19 protein-coding genes and 1 other RNA gene are annotated in these 23,482 nt (G+C 62.8%); 19 read left to right on the top strand and 1 reads right to left on the bottom strand.

All coding sequences use genetic code 11. The features are described from left to right. Positions 1 to 21 precede the first annotated feature (21 nt). From rnpB to lpxC, 17 genes are all read left to right on the top strand, one after another. Positions 22 to 396: RNase P RNA component class A (gene rnpB / locus A0O30_RS04660), an RNA gene on the top strand. Between the two features lie 308 nt (positions 397 to 704). Next, positions 705 to 1,160, top strand: coding sequence for a division/cell wall cluster transcriptional repressor MraZ (gene mraZ / locus A0O30_RS04665; RefSeq protein ID WP_004575120.1), 456 nt, complete (start codon positions 705 to 707; stop codon positions 1,158 to 1,160). Further along, positions 1,157 to 2,104, top strand: a complete 948-nt coding sequence (gene rsmH / locus A0O30_RS04670) for a 16S rRNA (cytosine(1402)-N(4))-methyltransferase RsmH (protein WP_019097348.1) — start codon at positions 1,157 to 1,159, stop codon at positions 2,102 to 2,104. Before mraZ ends, rsmH begins: the two co-directional genes overlap by 4 nt. Further along, positions 2,101 to 2,394 (top strand): cell division protein FtsL, encoded by a 294-nt coding sequence (ftsL, locus tag A0O30_RS04675; protein WP_003260787.1) that lies wholly within the window; start codon positions 2,101 to 2,103, stop codon positions 2,392 to 2,394. The genes rsmH and ftsL overlap by 4 nt, the downstream gene beginning before the upstream one ends. Continuing rightward, complete coding sequence (locus A0O30_RS04680) at positions 2,394 to 4,142, top strand: penicillin-binding protein 2 (RefSeq protein WP_177410252.1); 1,749 nt, start codon at positions 2,394 to 2,396, stop codon at positions 4,140 to 4,142. The genes ftsL and A0O30_RS04680 overlap by 1 nt, the downstream gene beginning before the upstream one ends. Continuing rightward, positions 4,139 to 5,629, top strand: coding sequence for a UDP-N-acetylmuramoyl-L-alanyl-D-glutamate--2,6-diaminopimelate ligase (locus tag A0O30_RS04685; protein ID WP_371921616.1), 1,491 nt, complete (start codon positions 4,139 to 4,141; stop codon positions 5,627 to 5,629). Before A0O30_RS04680 ends, A0O30_RS04685 begins: the two co-directional genes overlap by 4 nt. Next, complete coding sequence (gene murF, locus A0O30_RS04690) at positions 5,622 to 6,989, top strand: UDP-N-acetylmuramoyl-tripeptide--D-alanyl-D-alanine ligase (protein ID WP_105945741.1); 1,368 nt, start codon at positions 5,622 to 5,624, stop codon at positions 6,987 to 6,989. The genes A0O30_RS04685 and murF overlap by 8 nt, the downstream gene beginning before the upstream one ends. Beyond that, complete coding sequence (mraY, locus tag A0O30_RS04695; protein ID WP_016713560.1) at positions 6,989 to 8,071, top strand: phospho-N-acetylmuramoyl-pentapeptide-transferase; 1,083 nt, start codon at positions 6,989 to 6,991, stop codon at positions 8,069 to 8,071. The genes murF and mraY overlap by 1 nt, the downstream gene beginning before the upstream one ends. A 6-nt stretch (positions 8,072 to 8,077) precedes the next feature. After that, the gene (gene murD, locus A0O30_RS04700; RefSeq protein ID WP_028698611.1) at positions 8,078 to 9,424 is read left to right on the top strand and encodes a UDP-N-acetylmuramoyl-L-alanine--D-glutamate ligase; all 1,347 of its coding nucleotides are present in this window, start codon (positions 8,078 to 8,080) and stop codon (positions 9,422 to 9,424) included. Next, on the top strand, positions 9,421 to 10,635 hold the full coding sequence (ftsW, locus tag A0O30_RS04705) for a putative lipid II flippase FtsW (RefSeq protein ID WP_060499795.1): 1,215 nt from the start codon (positions 9,421 to 9,423) through the stop codon (positions 10,633 to 10,635). The genes murD and ftsW overlap by 4 nt, the downstream gene beginning before the upstream one ends. Further along, the gene (gene murG, locus A0O30_RS04710) at positions 10,625 to 11,704 is read left to right on the top strand and encodes an undecaprenyldiphospho-muramoylpentapeptide beta-N-acetylglucosaminyltransferase (protein WP_019097342.1); all 1,080 of its coding nucleotides are present in this window, start codon (positions 10,625 to 10,627) and stop codon (positions 11,702 to 11,704) included. The genes ftsW and murG overlap by 11 nt, the downstream gene beginning before the upstream one ends. Beyond that, positions 11,697 to 13,145: a UDP-N-acetylmuramate--L-alanine ligase gene (gene murC, locus A0O30_RS04715; protein WP_016713564.1), complete on the top strand. Its 1,449-nt coding sequence runs from the start codon at positions 11,697 to 11,699 to the stop codon at positions 13,143 to 13,145. Before murG ends, murC begins: the two co-directional genes overlap by 8 nt. Next, on the top strand, positions 13,142 to 14,098 hold the full coding sequence (locus tag A0O30_RS04720) for a D-alanine--D-alanine ligase (protein WP_028698610.1): 957 nt from the start codon (positions 13,142 to 13,144) through the stop codon (positions 14,096 to 14,098). Before murC ends, A0O30_RS04720 begins: the two co-directional genes overlap by 4 nt. 5 nt (positions 14,099 to 14,103) lie before the next feature. Then, complete coding sequence (locus A0O30_RS04725) at positions 14,104 to 14,973, top strand: cell division protein FtsQ/DivIB (protein ID WP_012274056.1); 870 nt, start codon at positions 14,104 to 14,106, stop codon at positions 14,971 to 14,973. 14 nt (positions 14,974 to 14,987) lie between these two features. Further along, positions 14,988 to 16,250 (top strand): cell division protein FtsA, encoded by a 1,263-nt coding sequence (gene ftsA, locus A0O30_RS04730; RefSeq protein ID WP_016713566.1) that lies wholly within the window; start codon positions 14,988 to 14,990, stop codon positions 16,248 to 16,250. Positions 16,251 to 16,305: 55 nt separating this feature from the next. Continuing rightward, the gene (gene ftsZ / locus A0O30_RS04735) at positions 16,306 to 17,502 is read left to right on the top strand and encodes a cell division protein FtsZ (RefSeq protein WP_003251871.1); all 1,197 of its coding nucleotides are present in this window, start codon (positions 16,306 to 16,308) and stop codon (positions 17,500 to 17,502) included. Between the two features lie 112 nt (positions 17,503 to 17,614). Next, positions 17,615 to 18,526 (top strand): UDP-3-O-acyl-N-acetylglucosamine deacetylase, encoded by a 912-nt coding sequence (lpxC, locus tag A0O30_RS04740; RefSeq protein WP_016713567.1) that lies wholly within the window; start codon positions 17,615 to 17,617, stop codon positions 18,524 to 18,526. Positions 18,527 to 18,579: 53 nt separating this feature from the next. Here the strand turns inward: lpxC and A0O30_RS04745 are convergent, their stop codons facing one another. After that, on the bottom strand, positions 18,580 to 19,035 hold the full coding sequence (locus A0O30_RS04745; protein ID WP_105945742.1) for a DUF721 domain-containing protein: 456 nt from the start codon (positions 19,033 to 19,035) through the stop codon (positions 18,580 to 18,582). 302 nt (positions 19,036 to 19,337) lie between these two features. Between A0O30_RS04745 and secA the strand changes: the two genes are divergently transcribed. After that, positions 19,338 to 22,073 carry a preprotein translocase subunit SecA gene (secA, locus tag A0O30_RS04755; RefSeq protein ID WP_016713569.1) on the top strand — a complete coding sequence of 912 codons (2,736 nt, stop codon included), beginning with the start codon at positions 19,338 to 19,340 and terminating at the stop codon, positions 22,071 to 22,073. 87 nt (positions 22,074 to 22,160) lie between these two features. Beyond that, positions 22,161 to 23,378, top strand: coding sequence for a bifunctional glutamate N-acetyltransferase/amino-acid acetyltransferase ArgJ (gene argJ / locus A0O30_RS04760; RefSeq protein ID WP_105945744.1), 1,218 nt, complete (start codon positions 22,161 to 22,163; stop codon positions 23,376 to 23,378). The last annotated feature ends 104 nt before the right edge of the window (positions 23,379 to 23,482 follow it).

Below are 23,482 nucleotides of genomic sequence, written 5' to 3' on the forward strand. Positions count from 1 at the left end.
TGCCGGTAACCTTGTCGGCGGAGAGTCGATCGGACAGTCGCTGCCTGTTTTTGTTCCGCAACTTTTGTTGTGTGAGCAGCAGGGGGAGGAAAGTCCGGGCTCCATAGGGCAGAGTGCCAGGTAACGCCTGGGAGGCGTGAGTCTACGGAAAGTGCCACAGAAAATAACCGCCTAAGCACTTCGGTGCCGGTAAGGGTGAAAAGGTGCGGTAAGAGCGCACCGCACGGCTGGCAACAGTGCGTGGCTAGGTAAACCCCACTCGGAGCAAGACCAAATAGGGTTCCATCAGGCGTGGCCCGCGTCGGAACCGGGTAGGTTGCTAGAGGCGTCCAGTGATGGCCGTCGTAGAGGAATGACTGTCCTCGACAAAACCCGGCTTACAGATCGACTCTCCACCTTTCCTTCTCTGCTTCATTCGATAGCAGATCCTCTCTGGTAATACCGAAAAAATCTTACTCTTGATAAATCACTTTAACTTCGAACTCCATTCGCTTGCGTGGGTTTGATTTTTCTCGTCTTTTTTTCTCCTTGGTAGTGCTTCCACCTTCTCTTAACGCGCTAAATCTCGGTCCTGTAAGGCTTTTCCTTATGAACGTGCCTTGACGGTGCTGCGGGCGGATTCCTATAGTGTGCGCAAGTGGCAGAAAGTGGGATGAAGTGGGTTTTCTGGCACAAAAAAGCTAACATTGTGGGGAATCGCAGCCGTGTTCCGCGGAGCCAACGCCGTCAGCCTCGATGCCAAGGGCCGTCTCGCCATGCCGAGCCGGTACCGTGACGAGCTCGATTCGCGTTGCAATGGTCAACTGATCGTGACCATCGACGCCGTGGACCCCTGCTTGTGTGTTTATCCCCTCGATGAGTGGGAACAGATAGAAGCCAAGTTGCGTGCCTTGCCGTCGTTGCGTGAGGAAAACCGTCGCCTGCAGCGTTTGCTGATCGGTAATGCGGTTGACCTGGAGCTCGATGGCAGTGGGCGTTTCCTGGTACCGCCCCGCCTGCGTGAGTACGCCAAGCTCGACAAGAAGGCGATGCTGGTGGGGCAGCTGAACAAATTCCAGCTGTGGGATGAAGATGCCTGGAACGCGGTTTCGGCAGCCGACCTTGCAGCTATTCAACAACCGGGCGCCATGCCCGACGAATTGCGTGACCTGATCCTGTGACCATAGATAGCGGCTTCAACCACATTACCGTCCTGCTCGACGAAGCTGTCGAGGCATTGGCCCTGCGCGCCGACGGTTGCTATCTGGACGGCACCTTTGGCCGTGGCGGACACAGCCGGCTGATTCTTAGCAAGCTCGGGCCGCAAGGACGGCTGCTGGGCTTCGATAAAGATCCACAGGCGATTGCCACAGGGCAAGCGCTGGCGGCCGAAGACGGCCGCTTTGTCATTGTGCAGCGCAGCTTTGCCGAGCTGGGCGCGGAAGTGGCCGAGCGCGGCCTGCACGGCAAGGTCAGCGGCGTGTTGCTGGACCTTGGCGTGTCGTCGCCGCAGCTGGATGACCCCGAGCGTGGTTTCAGCTTCCTCAATGACGGCCCGCTGGACATGCGCATGAATCCGGCCCAGGGCATCAGCGCCGCCGAGTTCATCGCCACCGCGCCGGTGGAAGAAATTGCCCGCGTCTTCAAGGAATACGGTGAAGAGCGCTTCGCCGGCCGCATGGCGCGTGCCGTGGTCGAGCGCCGTGAAAAGGAGCCTTTCACCCGTACCGCCGACCTGGCGGAAGTACTCAAGGTGGCCAACCCTGCCTGGGAAAAAGGCAAGAACCCGGCTACCCGTGCCTTCCAGGGCCTTCGCATTCACGTCAACAACGAACTGGGTGATCTGGAAGCCGGCCTTGAGGCCGCGCTCGATGCCCTCGAAGTCGGTGGCCGCCTGGCGGTGATCAGCTTCCACTCGCTGGAAGACCGTATCGTCAAGCTGTTCATGCGCAAGCTGGTCAAGGGCGAGGCCGACAACCTGCCGCGCAACCTGCCGGTACAGCACAAGGCCTTCGAGCCGAAAATCAAGCTCATCGGCAAGGCCCAGTTCGCCTCCGAAGCCGAGCTCAAGGCCAACCCACGGTCGCGTAGTGCCGTGATGCGCGTGGCGGAGAAGCTGCGGTGAGCAGGCTGTTTGCCAAACCCTTGCCAGGCGGAAGCTTCCTGATGCTTCTGCTGTTCGTTGCCGTGCTGGTTTCGGCTATCGCCGTGTCCTACAGCGCGCACTGGAACCGTCAGTTGCTCAACACCTTGTACGGCGAGCTGAACGAGCGTGACAAGGCCCAGGCCGAGTGGGGGCGTCTGATTCTTGAACAGAGCACCTGGACTGCTGCCAGCCGTATCGAGAACCTGGCTTCCGAGCAATTGAAGATGCGCGTACCTTCGGCTGACGAAGTGCGGATGGTGGCGCCATGATGAAGCTCGAAGGCGCACTCTACCCGTGGCGCTTCCGCGTGGTGATCGGCTTGCTGGCCATCATGGTCGGTGCCATTTGCTGGCGCATCATCGATTTGCAGGTCGTTGACCGTGACTTCCTCAAGGGGCAGGGCGACGCGCGCAGCCTGCGTCATATCCCTATTCCGGCGCACCGTGGCCTGATTACCGACCGCAACGGTGAACCGCTGGCCGTGAGCACCCCGGTTACCACCCTATGGGCAAACCCCAAGGAAATGCAGGCGTCCAAAGAGCGCTGGCCGCAGTTGGCCGCAGCGCTTGGGCAAAACCCGCAGCAGCTGACCGAGCGCCTGACCCAGCAAGCCAGCAAAGAGTTCATCTACCTGGTCCGCGGCCTGACCCCGGAGCAGGGCCAGCATGTGCTCGACCTGAAAGTGCCTGGTGTGTACGGCCTGGAAGAATTCCGTCGCTTCTATCCGGCGGGTGATGTCACCGCGCACATGGTCGGCTTCACCGACCTTGACGACCATGGTCGCGAAGGTGTCGAACTGGCCTACGACGAGTGGCTGGCCGGCGTGCCCGGCAAGCGCCAGGTGATCAAGGACCGGCGCGGCCGGCTGATCAAGGACATCCAGGTAACCAAGAACGCCAAGGCCGGTAAGACCTTGGCGTTGTCGATAGACCTGCGCCTGCAGTACCTGGCCACCCGCGAACTGCGCAATGCCATTGCCGAACAGGACGCCAAGGCCGGCAGCCTGGTGATCATGGACGTCAAGACCGGTGAGGTCCTGGCCATGGTCAACCAGCCGACCTACAACCCGAACAACCGCCGCAGCATGTTCCCGGCGGCCATGCGTAACCGGGCGATCATCGACGTGTTCGAGCCAGGCTCCACGGTCAAGCCGATCTCCATGAGTGCGGCCCTGCAGAGTGGCCGCTGGAAGCCTACCGACAAGGTCGAGGTGTACCCGGGCAGCCTGCAGATCGGCCGCTACACCATCAAGGACGTATCGCGCAGTGAAGGCCCGATCCTCGACCTGACCGGCATCCTGATCAACTCCAGTAACGTCGGCATGAGCAAGATCGCCTTCGACATTGGCGGTGAGGCTATCTACCGCGTTATGTCCCAGGTCGGCCTGGGCCAGTACACCGGCCTGGGTTTCCCGGGTGAGCGCGTCGGTAACCTGCCTAACCACCGCGAGTGGCGCAAGGCCGAGACCGCAACCTTGTCCTATGGCTATGGCGTGTCGGTGACTGCGCTGCAACTGGTGCATGCCTACGCGGCGCTGGCCAACGACGGCAAGATGGTGCCGCTGTCGATCCTCAAGGTCGACAAGGCCCCGGACGCTGTGCAGGCCATTCCAAAGGAAACCGCCGAAACCGTTCAGGGCATGCTGCAGCAGGTGATCGAAGCGCCGCGTGGCGTGTTCCGCGCCCAGGTGCCGTTCTATCACGTGGCCGGCAAGTCCGGTACCGCGCGTAAGGCCACAGTGGGTTCCAAGGGCTACACCGAAAACGCCTACCGCTCGCTGTTCGCTGGCTTCGGTCCGATGAGCGACCCGCGCTACGCCATCGTCGTGGTCATCGACGAGCCGGGCAAAGGCGGCTACTTCGGTGGTCTGGTTTCTGCGCCGGTATTCAGCAAGGTCATGTCCGGCACCTTGCGCCTGATGAACGTGCCGCCAGATAACCTGCCGCCACCCGCGCCAGCGGCACCCGCCGTGCAATCGCAAGTCAACGCAGCAGCCGCCAAGGGAGGGCGTGGATGATGACAATGCCATTGAGCAAACTTTTCGCCCACGCCAGCCGTGACCCGCTGATTCGTGAGCTGACCCTGGACAGCCGCAATGTGCGCCCGGGTGACCTGTTCCTGGCCGTGCCGGGCGCCAAGGTCGATGGTCGCGAGCATATTGCCGATGCCCTGGCCCGTGGCGCCGCTGCCGTGGCCTATGAAGAGCAGGGCGCCAACGTGCTGCCGCTGACCGATGTACCGCTGATTCCGGTCAAAGGCCTGATCGCTCAGTTGTCGGATATTGCCGGGCGCTTCTATGGCGAGCCCAGCCGCCAGTTGAACCTGGTGGGGGTGACCGGCACCAACGGAAAGACCAGCGTTACCCAGCTGGTGGCCCAGGCGCTCGACCTGCTCGGCCAGCGCTGCGGCCTGATTGGCACCCTGGGGACTGGTTTCTACGGTGAGCTGCAGAGCGGTCGGCTGACCACGCCCGACCCGATCGCCGTGCAGTCGACCCTAAACGACCTCAAGAAAGGTGGCGCCAAGGCTGTGGCCATGGAGGTTTCCTCCCATGCGCTGGAGCAAGGCCGGGTTGCCGCACTGGAATTCGACATCGCGGTGATGACCAACCTGTCCCGCGACCACCTCGATTATCACGGCAGCATGGAGGCCTATGAGGCCGCCAAGGCCAAGCTGTTCGCCTGGCCGAGCCTGCGTTGCCAGGTGGTCAACCTGGATGACGCCTTCGGGCGTCGCCTGGCCGATGACTTTGCACGCCGCCCGAGTGTCGATCATATCGAGACCCGGCTGCTCAGCTATAGCCTGGAAAACCCGGATGCTTCGCTGTTCTGCCGCGAAGCCGTGTTCAATGACGATGGTGTGCGTGCCACCTTGATCACGGCCCAGGGTGAGCGCGCCCTGCGCAGCCAGTTGCTGGGCCGCTTCAACCTGAGCAACATGCTGGCTGCCGTGGCGACCCTGCTGGCGCTGGACTATTCGCTGGACGAAATTCTCAAGGTCACCCCGCAACTGCAAGGGCCGGTAGGCCGCATGCAGCGCCTGGGTGGCGGCGACAAGCCGCTGGTGGTGGTCGACTACGCGCACACCCCGGACGCCCTGGAAAAAGTACTCGAAGCCCTGCGCCCGCACGCCCACGGCAAGCTGCTGTGCCTGTTCGGCTGCGGCGGTGACCGTGACCGTGGCAAGCGCCCGCTGATGGCCGAAGTGGCCGAGCGCCTGGCCGACCGCGTGCTGGTCACCGACGACAATCCGCGTACCGAAGACCCGCTGCGTATCTTTGACGACATCCGTCCTGGTTTCACCAGGCCTGACAGCGTCGAGTTCGTTGCCGGCCGTGGCGAGGCCATCGCGCACCTGATTGCCAGCGCCGCTGCCGACGCCGTGATCGTGCTGGCTGGCAAGGGACATGAGGATTACCAGGAGATCAATGGCGAGCGCCATGACTTCTCCGACTTGATTGAAGCCGAGAAGGCACTTGCAGCCTGGGAGGCTCCACATGCTTAAGCCGCTGTCACTCAGCCAGCTGACCACAGCACTGAGTGGTCAACAAATCGGTGGCGACGCCACCTTCACCGGTGTCAGCATCGACAGCCGCAGCGTCAGCGCCGGGCAGCTGTTCGTCGCTTTGGCAGGCCCGCGTTTCGATGGCCATGACTACCTGGCTGACGTGAAGGCCAAAGGCGCAGTCGCTGCCCTGGTCGAGCGTGAAGTGGCCGGTGTCGACCTGCCGCAATTGCTGGTCAAGGATTGCCGGGTAGCGCTCGGTCAACTCGGCGCCTTGAACCGCGCCGTCTTCGACAAGCCTGTTGTTGCCATTACCGGTTCCAGCGGCAAGACCACCGTCAAGGAAATGCTTGCCAGCATCCTGCGTACCCGTGGCCTGGTGCATGCCACCCGTGGCAACCTGAACAACGACCTGGGCGCGCCGCTGACCCTGCTGGAGATCGCCCCTGAGCACAGCGCGGCGGTGATCGAGCTGGGCGCCTCGCGCATTGGCGAAATCCGCTACACCGTCGGCCTGACGAAGCCTCAGGTGGTCATCATCAACAACGCCGGTACCGCCCACGTTGGCGAGTTCGGCGGGCCGGAAAAGATCGTTGAAGCCAAGGGCGAGATTCTCGAAGGCCTGGGCGAGGGCGGCACTGCCATCCTCAATCTGGCTGACAAGGCGTTCGACATCTGGCGCAAGCGTGCAGGCGACCACCGCATTTTCACCTTTGCACTGGATAACCCGCAGGCAGACTTCCACGCCAGTCATATTGGCCGTGATGCACGGGGCTGCCCGTCGTTCACCCTGCATGGGCCTGATGGCAGCGTGCCGGTACAGCTGAACCTGCTGGGTACCCACAACGTCAGCAACGCCTTGGCCGCCTCCGCTGCCGCCCATGCCGTTGGTCTGAGCCTTAGCGGCATCGCCGCCGGCCTGGCTGCGGTACAACCGGTCAAGGGCCGCACCGTGGCGCAGATCGCGCCGAACGGTGTGCGGGTAATCGACGACAGTTACAACGCAAATCCCACCTCCATGTGCGCGGCCATTGATATACTCGCCGGCTTTTCCGGGCGCACCGTCCTGGTGCTTGGAGATATCGGCGAACTGGGGCAATGGGCGGAAGAAGGCCACCGTCAGGTGGGTGACTACGCGCGTGGCAAGGTCGATGCCCTGTACGCAGTGGGTTCCAACATGACATATGCGGTCAAGGCGTTCGGCGCCAATGGCCGTCATTTCGCTACTCAAGCTGAGCTGATCGACGCCGTTAGCGCCGAAAGTGCCAGCGACACCACTATCTTGATCAAGGGCTCGCGCAGCGCTGCGATGGAAAACGTCGTGGCGGCATTGTGCGGTGCCAGCGGGGAGAAACATTAATGCTGCTGCTGTTGGCCGAGTATCTGCAACAGTTCCACAAAGGCTTCGCGGTCTTCCAGTACCTGTCCCTGCGCGGGATTCTTGGTGTGCTGACCGCGTTGTCCCTGGCGCTGTGGCTGGGGCCGTGGATGATCCGTACCCTGCAAATTCGTCAGATCGGCCAGGCCGTGCGTAATGACGGCCCGCAATCGCACCTGTCCAAGTCCGGCACCCCGACCATGGGTGGCGCATTGATCCTGTCGGCCATCGCCATCAGCACGCTGCTGTGGGCTGATCTGTCCAACCGCTACGTGTGGGTGGTGCTGATCGTGACCCTGGCGTTCGGTGCCATCGGTTGGGTCGATGACTACCGCAAGGTGATCGAAAAGAACTCGCGTGGTCTGCCAAGCCGCTGGAAGTACTTCTGGCAGTCGGTGTTCGGCCTGGCTGCGGCCGTGTTCCTGTACAAGACCGCGCCGACCAGCGTCGAGACGACGCTGATCCTGCCGTTCATCAAGGACGTCACCATCCCGCTGGGCATCGGCTTCGTGGTGCTGACCTACTTCGTCATCGTCGGCTCCAGCAACGCGGTCAACCTCACCGACGGCCTCGACGGCCTGGCAATCATGCCAACGGTGATGGTCGGCGGCGCGCTGGGCATCTTCTGCTACCTGTCGGGTAACGTGAAGTTCGCCGAATACCTGCTGATCCCTTACGTGCCGGGCTCGGGTGAACTCATCGTGTTCTGCGGCGCGCTGATCGGTGCGGGCCTGGGCTTCCTGTGGTTCAACACCTACCCGGCGCAAGTGTTCATGGGGGACGTCGGTGCACTGGCACTGGGCGCGGCGCTGGGCACCATCGCGGTCATCGTTCGCCAGGAAATCGTCCTGTTCATCATGGGCGGCATCTTCGTCATGGAAACCTTGTCGGTGGTGATCCAGGTCGCCTCCTTCAAGCTGACCGGCAAGCGCGTGTTCCGCATGGCGCCGATCCACCACCACTTTGAACTCAAGGGCTGGCCAGAGCCTCGGGTGATCGTCCGCTTCTGGATCATCACCGTGATCCTGGTCCTGATCGGCCTTGCAACCCTGAAACTGAGGTAGATGAGCGTGTCTTTGATCGCTTCCGACCAATTCCGCATCGTTGTCGGCCTCGGCAAGAGCGGCATGTCCCTGGTTCGCTTCCTGGCGAACCGGGGCATTGCCTTTGCGGTCGCCGATACCCGCGAGCAACCGCCGGAACTGGACACCCTGCGCCGTGATTACCCGCAGGTGGAAGTGCGCTGTGGTGAACTGGACGTGGACTTCCTGTGCCGCGCCAACGAACTGTACGTAAGCCCTGGCCTGGCCCTGGCCACGCCAGCCCTGCAGCAGGCTGCTGCGCGTGGCGTGAAACTGTCCGGTGACATCGAACTGTTCGCCCGCAACGCCAAAGCGCCGATCATTGCCATCAGCGGCTCCAACGCCAAGAGCACTGTCACTACCCTGGTCGGCGAAATGGCCGCCAAGGCGGGCAAGCGTGTAGCGGTGGGTGGCAACCTCGGTACCCCGGCGCTGGACCTGCTGGCCGATGACGTCGAGCTGTACGTGCTGGAGCTGTCCAGCTTCCAGCTGGAAACCACCGACCAGCTCAATGCTGAAGTGGCCACCGTGCTGAACATCAGCGAAGACCATATGGACCGCTACAGCGGCCTGCCGGCCTACCACCTGGCCAAGCACCGGATTTTCCGCGGCGCGAAGCAGGTCGTGGTCAACCGTCAGGACGCCCTGAGCCGGCCGCTGCCGGTGGAAGGCCGCCCGTGCTGGACCTTCGGCCTCAACCAGCCCGACTTCAAGGCCTTCGGCCTGCGCGAAGTGGATGGCGAGAAATACCTGGCATTCGAGTTCCAGGCGCTGATGCCTGCGCGTGAACTGAAGATTCGCGGTGCGCACAACCAGAGCAATGCCTTGGCGGCGTTGGCCCTGGGGCATGCCGCAGGCCTGCCGTTTGAGCCGATGCTCGAAGCCCTGCGCGAGTTCGGTGGCCTGGCCCATCGCTGCCAGTGGGTGCGTGAGCGCAATGGCGTGAACTGGTATGACGATTCCAAGGCCACCAACGTCGGTGCAGCCTTGGCCGCCATCGAAGGCCTGGGTGCCGATATCGAAGGCAAACTGGTATTGATCGCCGGTGGCGACGGCAAAGGTGCCGAGTTCACGGCCTTGCGTGAGCCGGTCAAGCGCTTCTGCCGGGCCGTGGTACTGCTTGGCCGTGATGCCGAGCGCCTGGCCGAGGCCCTGGGTGATGACGTGCCACTGGTACGGGTCAAGACCCTCGATGACGCCGTGCAACAGTGCGCTGAACTGGCCCAGGCCGGTGATGCCGTACTGCTGTCGCCGGCGTGCGCCAGCCTGGACATGTTCAAGAACTTCGAAGAACGCGGGCGCCTGTTCGCCCAGGCAGCGGGAGGCCTTGCATGATCTTCGGCATCTTCAAGCCCTACCCGTCGCCGCTGATCAGCGGCCGAGGCATCGACCTGGACTTCCCGATGCTCGCCGGCTGCCTGGCTTTGCTGGGCCTGGGCCTGGTGATGATCACCTCGGCGTCGTCGGAAGTGGCTGCGGTGCAGTCGGGCAACCCGCTTTATCACATGTTCCGCCACCTGGTGTACGTGTTCCTGGGCCTGGTGGCCTGTGGCGCGACCATGCTGGTGCCGATCGCCACCTGGCAGCGCATGGGCTTCATGATGCTGCTGGGCGCCTTCGGCCTGCTGGTACTGGTGCTGGTGCCGGGTATCGGCCGTGAGGTGAACGGTTCGATGCGCTGGATCGGTTTCAGCTTCTTCAACGTCCAGCCTTCGGAAATCGCCAAGGTGTTCGTGGTCGTCTACCTGGCCGGTTACCTGGTGCGTCGGCAAACCGAGGTACGCGAGACCTGGATGGGCTTCTTCAAACCGTTCATCGTGCTGCTGCCCATGGCTGCCCTGTTGCTGATGGAGCCGGATTTCGGCGCCACCGTGGTAATGATGGGCGCCGCGGCGGCCATGCTGTTCCTGGGTGGGGTGGGGCTGTTCCGCTTCAGTCTGATGGTGGTGTTGGCGGTGCTGGCGGTGTTCGTACTGGTACAGGCGCAGCCGTACCGGATGGCGCGGCTTATTACCTTTACCGACCCCTGGTCCGACCAGTTCGGCTCGGGCTACCAGTTGACCCAGGCGCTTATCGCCTTTGGCCGTGGCGAGTGGCTGGGCGTTGGCCTGGGCAACAGCGTGCAGAAGCAGTTTTACCTGCCCGAGGCGCACACCGACTTCGTGTTCTCGGTATTGGCCGAAGAACTGGGCGTCGTCGGTTCGCTGGTGACCATCGCACTGTTCGTGTTCGTCACCGTGCGTGCCCTGTACATCGGCCTGTGGGCCGAGAAAGCCAAGCAGTTCTTTGCTGCGTATGTGGCCTTTGGCCTGGCCTTCCTGTGGATTGGCCAGTTCCTGATCAACATCGGCGTGAACGTCGGCCTGCTGCCGACCAAAGGCCTGACCCTGCCGTTCCTCAGTTACGGGGGCAGCTCGCTGGTGATCTGCTGCGCCTGCGTGGGCTTGTTGCTGCGCATCGAGTGGGAAAGCCGTACGCACCTGGGCAGCGAGGAACACGAATTCAGCGAAAGCGATTTTGCCGAGGAGACCAGTCATGGCCGCTGACGGCAAGAACGTATTGATCATGGCTGGCGGCACCGGGGGCCACGTGTTCCCGGCCCTGGCCTGCGCGCGGGAGTTCCAGGCGCGCGGTTACAGCGTGCACTGGCTGGGCACCCCGCGTGGCATTGAAAACGAGCTGGTGCCACAGGCTGGCTTGCCACTGCACCTGATTCAGGTCAGCGGCCTGCGCGGCAAAAGCAAACTGTCGCTGCTCAAGGCGCCGTTCACCCTGGTCAAGGCCGTGCTGCAGGCTCGGCGCATCATTCGCCAGCTCAAGCCGGTGTGCGTGCTGGGCTTTGGTGGCTACGTGACCGGCCCCGGCGGTGTGGCCGCGCGGTTGTGTGGTGTGCCGCTGGTGATCCACGAACAGAACGCGCGTGCAGGTACCGCCAATCGGCTGCTGGTGCCGCTCTCGGCGCGGGTCTGCGAAGCTTTCCCGAACACCTTCGAGGCCAGCGACAAGCGTCGTACCACCGGCAACCCGGTGCGCCCGGAGCTGTTCATGGATGCGCAACGCGCCCCCCTGGCCGAGCGCCGTGCACGCCTGTTGGTGCTCGGTGGCAGCCTGGGTGCGGAACCATTGAACAAATTGTTGCCTAAGGCCCTGTCCGAAGTGCCCGCCACCCTGCGGCCAGAGGTGTTCCACCAGGCCGGCAAGCAACACGCGCCGATTACCGCCGAGCGTTATCACGAGGCGGGCGTCGAGGCTCAGGTAGAGCCCTTTATCAAGGACATGGCCCAAGCCTATGGCTGGGCCGACATGGTGGTGTGCCGGGCCGGTGCCCTGACCGTCAGCGAGCTGGCGGCAGCAGGCCTGCCCTCGATGCTGGTGCCTTTGCCCCACGCCATCGACGATCACCAGACCCACAACGCCCAATATCTGGCCCGAGAAGGCGCTGCCTTCCTGATGCCACAAGCGACAACTGGCGCAGCGCAGCTCGCTGAACGCCTGAACGAGGTGCTGATGCAACCCGAAAAACTCAACGTCATGGCAGGCACCGCACGGCGCCTGGCCAAACCTGCCGCAACCAGCACCGTGGTCGATATCTGCCTGGAGGTGGCCCATGGTTGAGAGCCAGAAAGCCATGCCCCAACCGAAGATGGGCCGTATCCGCCGTATCCACTTCGTCGGTATCGGCGGCGTGGGCATGTGCGGCATTGCCGAAGTGTTGCTGAACCTGGGCTATGAAGTGTCCGGTTCCGACCTGAAAGCCTCGCCGGTTACCGAGCGCCTGGAATCGTTCGGTGCCGAGATCTTCGTCGGCCACCGCGCCGAGAACGCCGCCACCGCCGATGTGCTGGTGGTGTCCAGCGCCATCAACCCTGCCAACCCGGAAGTGGCCACTGCCCTGGAACGCCGTATTCCGGTAGTGCCGCGCGCCGAGATGCTCGCCGAGCTGATGCGCTACCGCCATGGTGTGGCCGTGGCCGGTACCCATGGCAAGACCACCACCACCAGCCTGCTGGCCTCGGTGTTCGCGGCCGGCGGCCTGGACCCGACCTTCGTCATCGGTGGCCGCCTGACCGCTGCCGGCACCAATGCCCAGCTGGGTACCAGCCGCTACCTGATCGCCGAAGCGGATGAAAGCGACGCCAGCTTCCTGCACCTGCAGCCGATGGTGGCCGTGGTCACCAACATCGACGCCGACCACATGGCGACCTACGAAGGTGACTTCAACAAGCTGAAGAAAACCTTCGTCGAGTTCCTGCACAACCTGCCGTTCTACGGCCTGGCCGTGATGTGCCTGGACGACCCGGTGGTGCGCGAGATCCTGCCGCAGGTGAAGCGCCCGACCGTAACCTATGGCTTCAGCGAAGAGGCCGACATCCGCGCCATCAACGTGCGCCAGCAGGGCATGCAAACGCACTTCACCGTGCTGCGTCGCGACCGCGAGCCGCTTGAGGTGTCGGTGAACATGCCCGGCAACCACAACGTGCTCAACGCCCTGGCCACCATTGCCATCGCCACTGACGAAGGCATCACCGACGAGGCCATCATCCAGGGGCTGTCTGGCTTCCAGGGTGTCGGTCGACGCTTCCAGGTGTATGGCGAACTGCCGGTCGAAGGCGGCAGCGTGATGCTGGTCGACGACTACGGCCACCACCCGACCGAAGTGGCGGCGGTGATCAAGGCCGTGCGCGGTGGCTGGCCAAGCCGCCGCCTGGTGATCGTCTACCAGCCGCACCGCTACAGCCGCACCCGCGACCTGTACGACGATTTCGTCCAGGTGCTGGGCGATGCCAACGTGTTGCTGCTGATGGAGGTCTACCCGGCCGGCGAAGAGCCGATCCCAGGTGCCGACAGCCGCCAGCTGTGCCACAGCATCCGCCAGCGCGGCAAGCTGGACCCGATCTACATCGAACGTGGCGCCGAGCTGGCACCGCTGGTGAAACCGCTGCTGCGCGCGGGTGACATCCTGATCTGCCAGGGTGCCGGTGATGTCGGCGGCTTGGCCCCGCAACTGATGAAAAGCCCGCTGTTCGCTGGCGCCAAGCAGGAGAAGTCGAAATGACCAGCGCCTACGAAAAGCTGCACTCGACCCTGGACGTCAAGGCGTTCGGCCGCGTCGCCGTGCTGTACGGTGGCAAGAGCGCCGAGCGTGAAGTGTCGCTGAAGTCCGGCGCTGCGGTGATCGATGCCCTGACCACTGCCGGTGTCGACGTGGTCGCCATCGATGTGGGCGACGACCTGCTCGACCGCCTGCAAAGCGAGAAGATCGACCGCGCCTTCATCATCCTCCACGGCCGTGGCGGTGAAGACGGCAGCATGCAAGGCCTGCTGGAGTGCCTGGGTATTCCCTACACCGGCAGTGGCATCCTTGCCTCGGCGTTGGCCATGGACAAGCTGCGCACCAAACAGGTGTGGCAGAGCCTGGGTATTCCAACCCCGCGCCACGCGGTATTGGCGAGCGAAAGCGATTGTTTGCAGGCCAGTACGGAACTGGGCTTCCCGCTTATCGTCAAACCCGCCCATGAAGGCTCTAGCATCGGCATGGCCAAGGTGAACAGCGCCCAGGAACTGGTTGCTGCCTGGCAGGACGCCGCCAAATACGATTCCCAGGTACTGGTGGAACAGTGGATCCACGGCCCGGAGTTCACCATCGCGGTCTTGCGCGGTCAGGTGCTGCCGCCGATCGCCCTGGGTACGCCGCATGTGTTCTACGACTACGACGCCAAGTACATCGCCAACGATACCCAGTACCGCATCCCGTGCGGCCTGGACAGTGTCAAGGAACAGGAACTGATCGACCTGACCGCACGCGCCTGCGATGCCATCGGCATCGAAGGCTGGGGGCGTCTGGACGTGATGCAGGACGAGCAGGGCCGGTTCTGGCTGCTCGAAGTCAACACCGCACCCGGCATGACTGATCATAGCCTGGTGCCCATGGCGGCCCGCGCGGCTGGCCTGGACTTCCAGCAACTGGTGCTGGCAATCCTGGCTGAAAGCGTGGCGACGCGAGGTTAATAACCATGCAAGGCGCGATGATACGTCAGCAGCAACCCGTTACCGGCCGTAGTAAGCCGGTGCCGCGTGGTGCCAGCCGGCTGGTGGCCGACGAGCCCGTATCGGCGCGCCTGCCGCGTCCAAGCCTGGGCGGCCTCAAACGCCTGCTGTGGCCGGTGCTGCTGGTGGCGGCCGGCTTTGGTGCCTATGAGGGTGCCATTCGCCTGATGCCCTATGCCGACCGGCCGATCACCAAGATCGACGTGCAGGGTGACCTCAGCTACATCAGCCAGCAATCGGTGCAGCAGCGTATCGCGCCCTACGTGGCGGCGAGTTTCTTCAGCGTCGACCTGCCGGCGATGCGTGCGGAACTCGAGCAGATGCCATGGATCGCCCACGCCGAAGTGCGCCGGGTGTGGCCCGACGAGGTGGTGATCCGCCTGGAAGAACAGCTGCCGGTGGCACGCTGGGGTGACGAAGCCTTGCTCAACAACCAGGGCCAGGCCTTTACCCCGCGTGAACTGGCCAACTACGAGCACCTGCCGCAGCTGGCCGGGCCGCAACGTGCTCAGCAACAAGTCATGCAGCAGTATCAGGTATTGAGCCAGATGCTGCGCCCCCTGGGCTTTTCCATCGCTCGCCTGGAGCTGCGCGAGCGAGGCAGCTGGTTCCTGACCACTGGCGCGAGCAGCGCCGGGCCAGGCATCGAGCTGCTGCTGGGGCGCGACCATCTGGTGGAGAAGATGCGCCGTTTCATTGCCATTTACGACAAGACACTCAAAGACCAGATCACCACTATCGCCCGCATTGATCTGCGTTATTCCAACGGACTTGCCGTTGGCTGGCGGGAACCGATTGCACCGACGACGGCCCAACCCGCCGTTGCGAAGAATTAGAGAGAGGCAGGACCATGGCAAACGCGCATAGCGGCAAAATGATCGTCGGGCTGGACATTGGCACCTCCAAGGTGGTGGCGCTGGTGGGCGAAGTGGGCGAAGACGGCACCCTGGAAATCGTCGGGATCGGCACCCATCCGTCCCGCGGCCTGAAGAAAGGCGTGGTGGTGAACATCGAGTCCACCGTGCAGTCGATCCAGCGCGCGGTGGAAGAAGCCCAGCTGATGGCCGGCTGCCGTATCCACTCGGCCTTCGTTGGCGTGGCCGGCAACCACATCCGCAGCCTGAACTCCCACGGCATCGTCGCCATCCGCGACCGCGAGGTGAGCCTGGCCGACCTGGAGCGCGTGCTCGACGCCGCCCAGGCAGTGGCCATCCCGGCCGACCAGCGCGTACTGCACACCCTGCCGCAGGACTACGTGATCGACAACCAGGAAGGCGTGCGCGAGCCACTGGGCATGTCGGGCGTGCGTCTGGAAGCCAAGGTTCACGTGGTCACCTGCGCAGTGAATGCGGCGCAGAACATCGAGAAGTGCGTACGCCGCTGTGGCCTGGAAATCGACGACATCATCCTCGAGCAGCTGGCCTCGGCGTACTCGGTGCTGACCGACGATGAAAAAGAGCTGGGCGTATGCCTGGTGGACATCGGTGGTGGCACCACCGACATCGCCATCTTCACCGAAGGCGCCATCCGTCACACCGCGGTCATCCCGATTGCCGGTGACCAGGTGACCAACGACATCGCCATGGCCCTGCGTACCCCTACCCAGTACGCCGAAGAAATCAAGATCCGCTACGCCTGCGCCCTGGCCAAACTGGCCGGTGCCGGCGAGACCATCAAGGTGCCGAGCGTGGGCGACCGCCCACCGCGCGAGCTGTCGCGCCAGGCCCTGGCCGAGGTGGTGGAGCCACGTTACGACGAGCTCTTCACCCTGATCCAGGCCGAGCTGCGCCGCAGCGGCTACGAGGACCTGGTGCCGGCCGGCATCGTCCTCACCGGCGGCACCGCGAAAATGGAAGGTGCCGTGGAACTGGCCGAGGAAATCTTCCACATGCCGGTACGCCTGGGCGTACCGCACAGCGTTCGGGGGCTGAGCGACGTGGTGCGCAACCCGATCTATTCCACCGGCGTGGGCCTGCTCACCTACGGTCTGCTGAAGCAGTCCGAGGACATGGTCCTGACCGGTAACAGCAACAGCAGCAACAACAGCTATGGCGATGAACCGAAGGCCCCAGTACTTGAGCGCTTCAAGAAGTGGGTCCAGGGCAACTTCTAAGTTTCAAAGCAGTAGTGGTAGGCGCAACAACTAGAGAACTGTAAGGAGAGGGAAAATGTTCGAGCTCGTAGACAACGTCCCGCAAAGCCCGGTCATCAAGGTGATCGGCGTTGGTGGTGGTGGCGGTAACGCCGTCAACCACATGGTCAAGAGCAGCATCGAAGGCGTGGAATTCATTTGCGCCAACACCGATGCTCAAGCGCTGAAAAACATCGGTGCGCGTACCATCCTGCAATTGGGCACTGGCGTGACCAAGGGCCTGGGTGCCGGTGCCAATCCGGAAGTCGGCCGTCAGGCCGCGCTGGAAGACCGTGAGCGCATCGCTGAGGTGCTGCAGGGCACCAACATGGTGTTCATCACCACTGGCATGGGCGGCGGTACCGGTACCGGTGCAGCGCCGATCATTGCCGAAGTGGCCAAGGAAATGGGCATCCTCACCGTAGCCGTGGTGACCCGTCCTTTCCCGTTCGAGGGCCGCAAACGTATGCAGATCGCCGATGAAGGCATCCGCATGCTGGCCGAAAGCGTCGACTCGTTGATCACCATCCCCAACGAGAAGCTGCTGACCATCCTGGGCAAGGATGCCAGCCTGCTGTCGGCGTTCGCCAAGGCTGACGATGTTCTGGCCGGTGCCGTGCGCGGTATCTCCGACATCATCAAGCGTCCGGGCATGATCAACGTCGACTTCGCCGACGTGCGTACCGTGATGGGCGAAATGGGCATGGCCATGATGGGTACTGGCTGCGCCAGCGGCCCGAACCGTGCGCGTGAAGCCACCGAGGCTGCCATCCGCAACCCGCTGCTGGAAGACGTCAACCTGCAGGGCGCCCGCGGCATCCTGGTGAACATCACCGCAGGCCCGGACCTGTCGCTGGGTGAATACTCCGATGTGGGTAGCATCATCGAGGCCTTCGCCTCTGACCACGCCATGGTCAAGGTCGGCACCGTGATCGACCCGGACATGCGCGACGAACTGCACGTGACCGTTGTGGCCACTGGCCTGGGCGCGCGCATCGAGAAGCCGGTCAAAGTGGTGGACAACACCCTGCAGACCGCTCAGCAGGCGTACGAAGCATCCAACCCTGCACCGGTTCGTCAGGAGCAGCCAGCGGTCAACTACCGTGACCTGGAGCGCCCGACCGTGATGCGCAACCAGGCCCATGCAGGTGCTGCCGCAGCCGCTAAACTGAACCCTCAGGACGACCTGGACTACCTCGATATCCCGGCTTTCCTGCGTCGTCAGGCTGATTAATGGAATTTATCAGGGGTATAAAGGTGATTGGTATTCATCAAAGGTTGGGTCTGTTATCATCCCCAGCCTTTGTTGATACCTGTTCGCAATTTGCGCTGAAGCGGCCAATGCCATGATTAAACAACGCACCCTGAAGAATACCATCCGTGCCACAGGTGTCGGTCTGCACTCCGGGGAGAAGGTTTACCTGACCCTCAAGCCTGCACCTGTTGACACCGGCATCGTCTTCCGCCGCGCCGACCTCGACCCTGTGGTCGAAATCCCTGCGCGTGCGGCCAACGTCGGCGAGACAACCATGTCGACGACGCTGGTCAACGGTGACGTCAAGGTCGATACGGTCGAGCACCTGCTCTCCGCCATGGCGGGCCTGGGCATCGATAACGCCTACGTCGAGCTCTCCGCCTCGGAAGTGCCGATCATGGATGGCAGCGCCGGTCCTTTTGTATTCCTGATTCAGTCTGCCGGCCTGGAAGAACAGGACGCAGCCAAGAAGTTCATCCGCATCCTGCGTGAGGTAACCGTGGAAGAGGGCGACAAGCGCGCCACGTTCCTGCCTTTCGAAGGGTTCAAGGTGAGCTTCGAGATCGACTTCGATCACCCGGTCCTCAAGGGCCAGACCCAGAGTGCAGTCGTCGACTTTTCCAGCACCTCGTTCGTGAAGGAAGTCAGCCGCGCCCGCACCTTCGGTTTCATGCGTGACATCGAGTACCTGCGCAAGCACAACCTTGCGCTGGGCGGCAGTGTCGAGAACGCCATCGTCGTCGACGAAACGGGTGTGCTTAACGAAGACGGCCTTCGTTCCGATGACGAATTCGTCAAGCACAAGATCCTCGACGCCATTGGCGACCTCTATCTGCTGGGCAACAGCCTGATCGGCGAGTTCAAGGGCTACAAGTCCGGCCACGCGCTGAACAACCAGCTGCTGCGCAAGCTGATTGCCGAAACCGATGCCTGGGAAGTGGTCACTTTCGAAGATGCCAGCACGGCACCGATCTCGTACATGCGCCCTGTTGCGGCCGTGTAAGTTCGAACACTCTCTCTAGTGTTGTAATCAAGGCCACCTTCGGGTGGCCTTTTTTATGCCTTGCTGTTGGCGTGGGCAGCCAACCGTTCCAGTGCGGCACGTAGCTTGGGGTCGGTGATGCCCTCGGCGGTGTCGCGCAGGCTCTCGGCGGCGCTGTTCGAGAGTTCGGCAGCATGCCCGCCGCGCTTGGCCGGCACCAGCGGCGGCTGCACCTTGTACAGGATGCGCCGGAGGTTGCCGAAGGCTTCCATGGCCTGCAATGCCGCCAGCAGGCGTTTTTGCTGGTAGCGCAGGCGCGTTGCCCAATGGCCGTCGGTTACCACCAGCAGCAAGGTGCCATCGCGCCAGGAGGCGACATGGCAGTGCTCGCGGGCAGCCGGTTGCAGCTGGCTTTCCAGCAGGCGCTGCAGGTGCTCCAGGCGCTCGGCCTGGTTCAGCAGCAGGCGCAGCGGGCGCACCTGGCGGAGCAGGGCGGAAGGTGGCTGGGCGGGGGAGGGTTTGTAGGCCATGGGGTATGCATGAGGTTACGTGGTCAGCAGTTTAACACCTCTATAGCCTGCACCGGCCTGTTCGCGGGCAGCAGAAGATAAGACTAATTCTCGATACCTTTCATGTTGCCAAGCCTTGAACTCAGGGAAAATGCCCCTATCTAAGACAAGCCCCCGCCAAAACGCTGTAATAGCATCGTGGAAATCCACCACTTTCCTCACCATCGTTTCCGGGTAGAATGCTCGTTCGCATGCGGCCTCAGGGCTGCACGGGCGACTCATGGGGCCGCCCTCCATCCCTACGTGTGGAAGATCCTGCCGATATGTTTGCGCCTTTGTTAAAGAAACTTTTTGGAAGCAAGAACGAGCGTGAAGTGAAACGCATGCTCAAGACGGTGAGTATCGTCAATGCCTTCGAAGAGAAGATGGTGGCCCTCTCCGACGAACAGCTGCGGGGCAAGACCGCAGAGTTCAAGGAGCGTTTGGCCAAAGGCGAGACACTGGACCAATTGCTGCCTGAAGCCTTCGCCGTGGCCCGTGAGGCCGGCAAACGCGTGATGGGCATGCGCCACTTCGACGTGCAGCTGATCGGCGGCATGACCCTGCACGAGGGTATGATCGCAGAAATGCGCACCGGTGAAGGCAAGACCTTGGTCGGTACCCTGGCCGTGTATCTCAACGCACTGTCCGGCAAGGGTGTGCATGTGGTCACCGTCAACGACTACCTGGCCCGCCGTGACGCCAACTGGATGCGCCCGCTGTACGAATTCCTCGGCCTGTCGGTCGGAATCGTCTCGGCGTTCCAGCCGCCGGAAGAAAAGCGCGCGGCCTATGCGTCCGACATCACCTACGGCACCAACAACGAATTCGGTTTCGACTACCTGCGCGACAACATGGCGTTCAGCCAGGACGAGAAGTTCCAGCGTGAACTGAACTTCGCCGTGATCGACGAAGTCGACTCCATCCTCATCGACGAAGCGCGCACCCCGCTGATCATTTCTGGCCAGGCCGAAGACAGCTCCAAGCTGTACATCGAGATCAACCGCCTGATCCCGCGCCTGACCCAGCACATCGAGGAAGTGGAAGGCCAGGTTACCCAGGAAGGCCACTTCACCATCGACGAGAAGAGCCGTCAGGTCGAACTGAACGAAGCCGGTCACCAGTACATCGAGGAAATGCTCACCCAGGCCGGCCTGCTGGCCGAGGGCGAGAGTCTGTACTCGGCGCACAACCTGGGCCTGTTGACCCACGTCTACGCTGGCCTGCGCGCGCACAAGCTGTTCCACCGCAACGTCGAGTACATCGTCCAGGACGGCCAGGTACTGCTGATCGACGAACACACCGGTCGTACCATGCCGGGTCGTCGCCTGTCCGAGGGCCTGCACCAGGCCATCGAAGCCAAAGAGAACCTGAACATCCAGGCCGAGAGCCAGACCCTGGCTTCGACCACGTTCCAGAACTACTTCCGCCTGTACACCAAGCTGTCCGGCATGACCGGTACCGCTGACACTGAAGCGTTCGAGTTCCAGTCGATCTACGCCCTCAACGTGATGGTCATTCCGCCGAACAAACCACTGGCGCGTAAAGACTTCAACGACCTGGTGTACCTGACCGCCGACGAGAAATACGCTGCGATCATCGCTGACATCAAGGAAAGCATGAAGCAGGGCCGGCCGATCCTGGTGGGTACCGCGACCATCGAAACGTCCGAGCACATGTCGAACCTGCTCAAGAAGGAAGGCATCGACCACAAGGTACTGAACGCCAAGTACCACGAGAAGGAAGCCGAGATCATCGCGCAAGCCGGTGCCCCGGGTGCGCTGACCATCGCCACCAACATGGCCGGCCGTGGTACCGACATCCTGTTGGGTGGTAACTGGGAAGCCGAAGTGGCCGCCCTGGAAAACCCGACCGCCGAGCAGATCGCGCAGATCAAGGCCGACTGGCAGAAGCGTCACCAGCAGGTGATCGAAGCCGGTGGCTTGCATGTGATCGCCTCCGAACGCCACGAATCGCGCCGTATCGATAACCAGCTGCGGGGCCGTTCCGGCCGTCAGGGCGACCCGGGTTCCAGCCGCTTCTACCTGTCGCTGGAAGACAGCCTGATGCGCATCTTCGCCTCTGACCGGGTGAAGAACTTCATGAAGGCACTGGGCATGCAGTCGGGCGAGGCCATCGAGCACCGCATGGTCACCAACGCCATCGAGAAGGCCCAGCGCAAGGTCGAAGGCCGCAACTTCGACATCCGTAAGCAATTGCTCGAATACGACGACGTGGCCAACGAGCAGCGCAAGGTGATCTACCACATGCGCAACAGCCTGCTGGCCGCCGAAAACATCGGCGACACCATCGTCGAATTCCGCAAGGAAGTGCTGGACGCTACCATCAGCCAGCACATCCCGCCGCAGTCGCTGCCCGAGCAGTGGGATGTGGCCGGCCTGGAAGCGTCGCTGGCCAGCGACTTCGCCATGAAGTTGCCGATCCAGCAGTGGCTCGACGAGGACGATCACCTCTACGAAGAGACCCTGCGCGAGAAGCTGCTGAACGAAATCACCACGGCCTACACCGAGAAGGAAGACCAGGCCGGTATCGACGCCCTGCGTACCTTCGAGAAGCAGATCCTGCTGCGCGTGCTGGACGACCTGTGGAAAGACCACCTGTCGACCATGGACCACCTGCGTCACGGTATTCACCTGCGCGGCTATGCGCAGAAGAACCCGAAGCAGGAATACAAGCGCGAGTCGTTCACCCTGTTCCAGGAGCTGCTCGAGTCGATCAAGCGCGACACCATCCGCGTGCTGTCGCACGTTCAGGTTCGCCGCGAAGACCCGGCCGAGGAAGAAGCCCGTCTGCGCCGCGAGGCCGAGGAACTGGCCAGCCGCATGCAGTTCCAGCATGCCGCTGCACCGGGCCTGGAAAGCGAGCAACTGAGCGAAGAAGGTGCCGAAGTGGCAGTAGCCTCGGCGCCGGTGCGCAACGACCAGAAACTGGGCCGCAACGAGCCGTGCTGGTGTGGTTCGGGCAAGAAGTTCAAGCATTGCCATGGCCAGATCGAGTGATCTGACCTGATTGCTGTATCGTGACAACCCTGGGGGCCGCATTGCGGCCCCCTTTTTCCATATTCACCGTTTTCTAGGAGCGCTCTAATGGCTGTTGGTCTTGGTCCTTTGCCCACCCTGCACCCGGTTCCGGGTTTTGAACTCGGCATCGCTTCTGCCGGCATCAAGCGCCCTGGGCGCAAGGACGTGGTGGTGATGCGCTGTGCCGAAGGCTCCAGCGTGGCCGGTGTGTTCACCCTCAACGCGTTCTGCGCAGCGCCGGTGATCCTGTCCAAGCAGCGTGTACAGGGCACCGTGCGTTACCTGCTGACCAATACCGGTAATGCCAACGCCGGTACCGGCGCGCCAGGCCTGGCGGCTGCCGAGCGCACCTGCGCCAAGCTGGCCGAACTGGCTGGCGTGCCGGCCGAGTCGGTCCTGCCGTTCTCCACCGGCGTGATCGGTGAGCCGCTGCCGGTCGAGAAGATCGAAGGTGCACTGCAGGCCGCCCTCGACAACCTGTCGGAAAACCACTGGGCAGAAGCCGCAACCGGCATCATGACCACCGACACCCTGCCCAAGGGTGCCAGCCGCCAGTTCCAGCACGATGGCGTGACCGTGACTGTCACCGGTATCAGCAAGGGTGCAGGCATGATCCGCCCGAACATGGCCACCATGCTCGGCTACATCGCCACCGACGCCAAGGTTGCCCCGGCGGTGCTCAAGGACCTGATGCTGGACGGCGCCAACAAGTCGTTCAACCGCATCACCATCGACGGCGACACCTCGACCAACGACTGCTGCATGCTGATCGCCACCGGCAAGGCCAACCTGCCGGAAGTCAGCGAAGCCAGCGGCGCGCTGTTCGAAGCGCTGAAAAAGGCGGTGTTCGAAGTGTGCATGGAGGTGGCCCAGGCCATCGTTCGTGACGGCGAAGGTGCTACCAAGTTCGTGACCGTGCAGGTCAACGGCGGTGGCAACCACCAGGAATGCCTGGACGTCGGCTACGCCGTGGCCCACTCGCCGCTGATCAAGACTGCACTGTTCGCCTCCGACCCGAACTGGGGCCGTATCCTCGCGGCTGTTGGCCGTGCGGGCGTGCCGGAGCTGGATGTGAGCCTGATCGACGTGTACCTGGACAGCGTGTGCATCGCCAGCCAAGGCGGCCGCAGCCCAAGCTACACAGAAGCGCAAGGTTCGGCAGTGATGGCCCAGGAAGAGATCACCATTCGTATCGAGCTGGGCCGTGGTGCGTGCAGCGAAACCATCTGGACCACCGACCTGTCCCACGAATACGTGAAGATCAACGCCGAGTACCGTACTTGATGTACTGATCCTAAGGCCTCTTCGCGGGCAAGCCCTCTCCCACAGGTTTTGCACTGCCTGTAGGGGCGGTGCGGTCCCTGTAGGAGCGGGCTTGCCCGCGAAAG

Source organism: Pseudomonas sp. LLC-1 (genome assembly GCF_002992185.1).
GTDB classification, from domain to species: Bacteria; Pseudomonadota; Gammaproteobacteria; order Pseudomonadales; family Pseudomonadaceae; genus Aquipseudomonas; species Aquipseudomonas monteilii.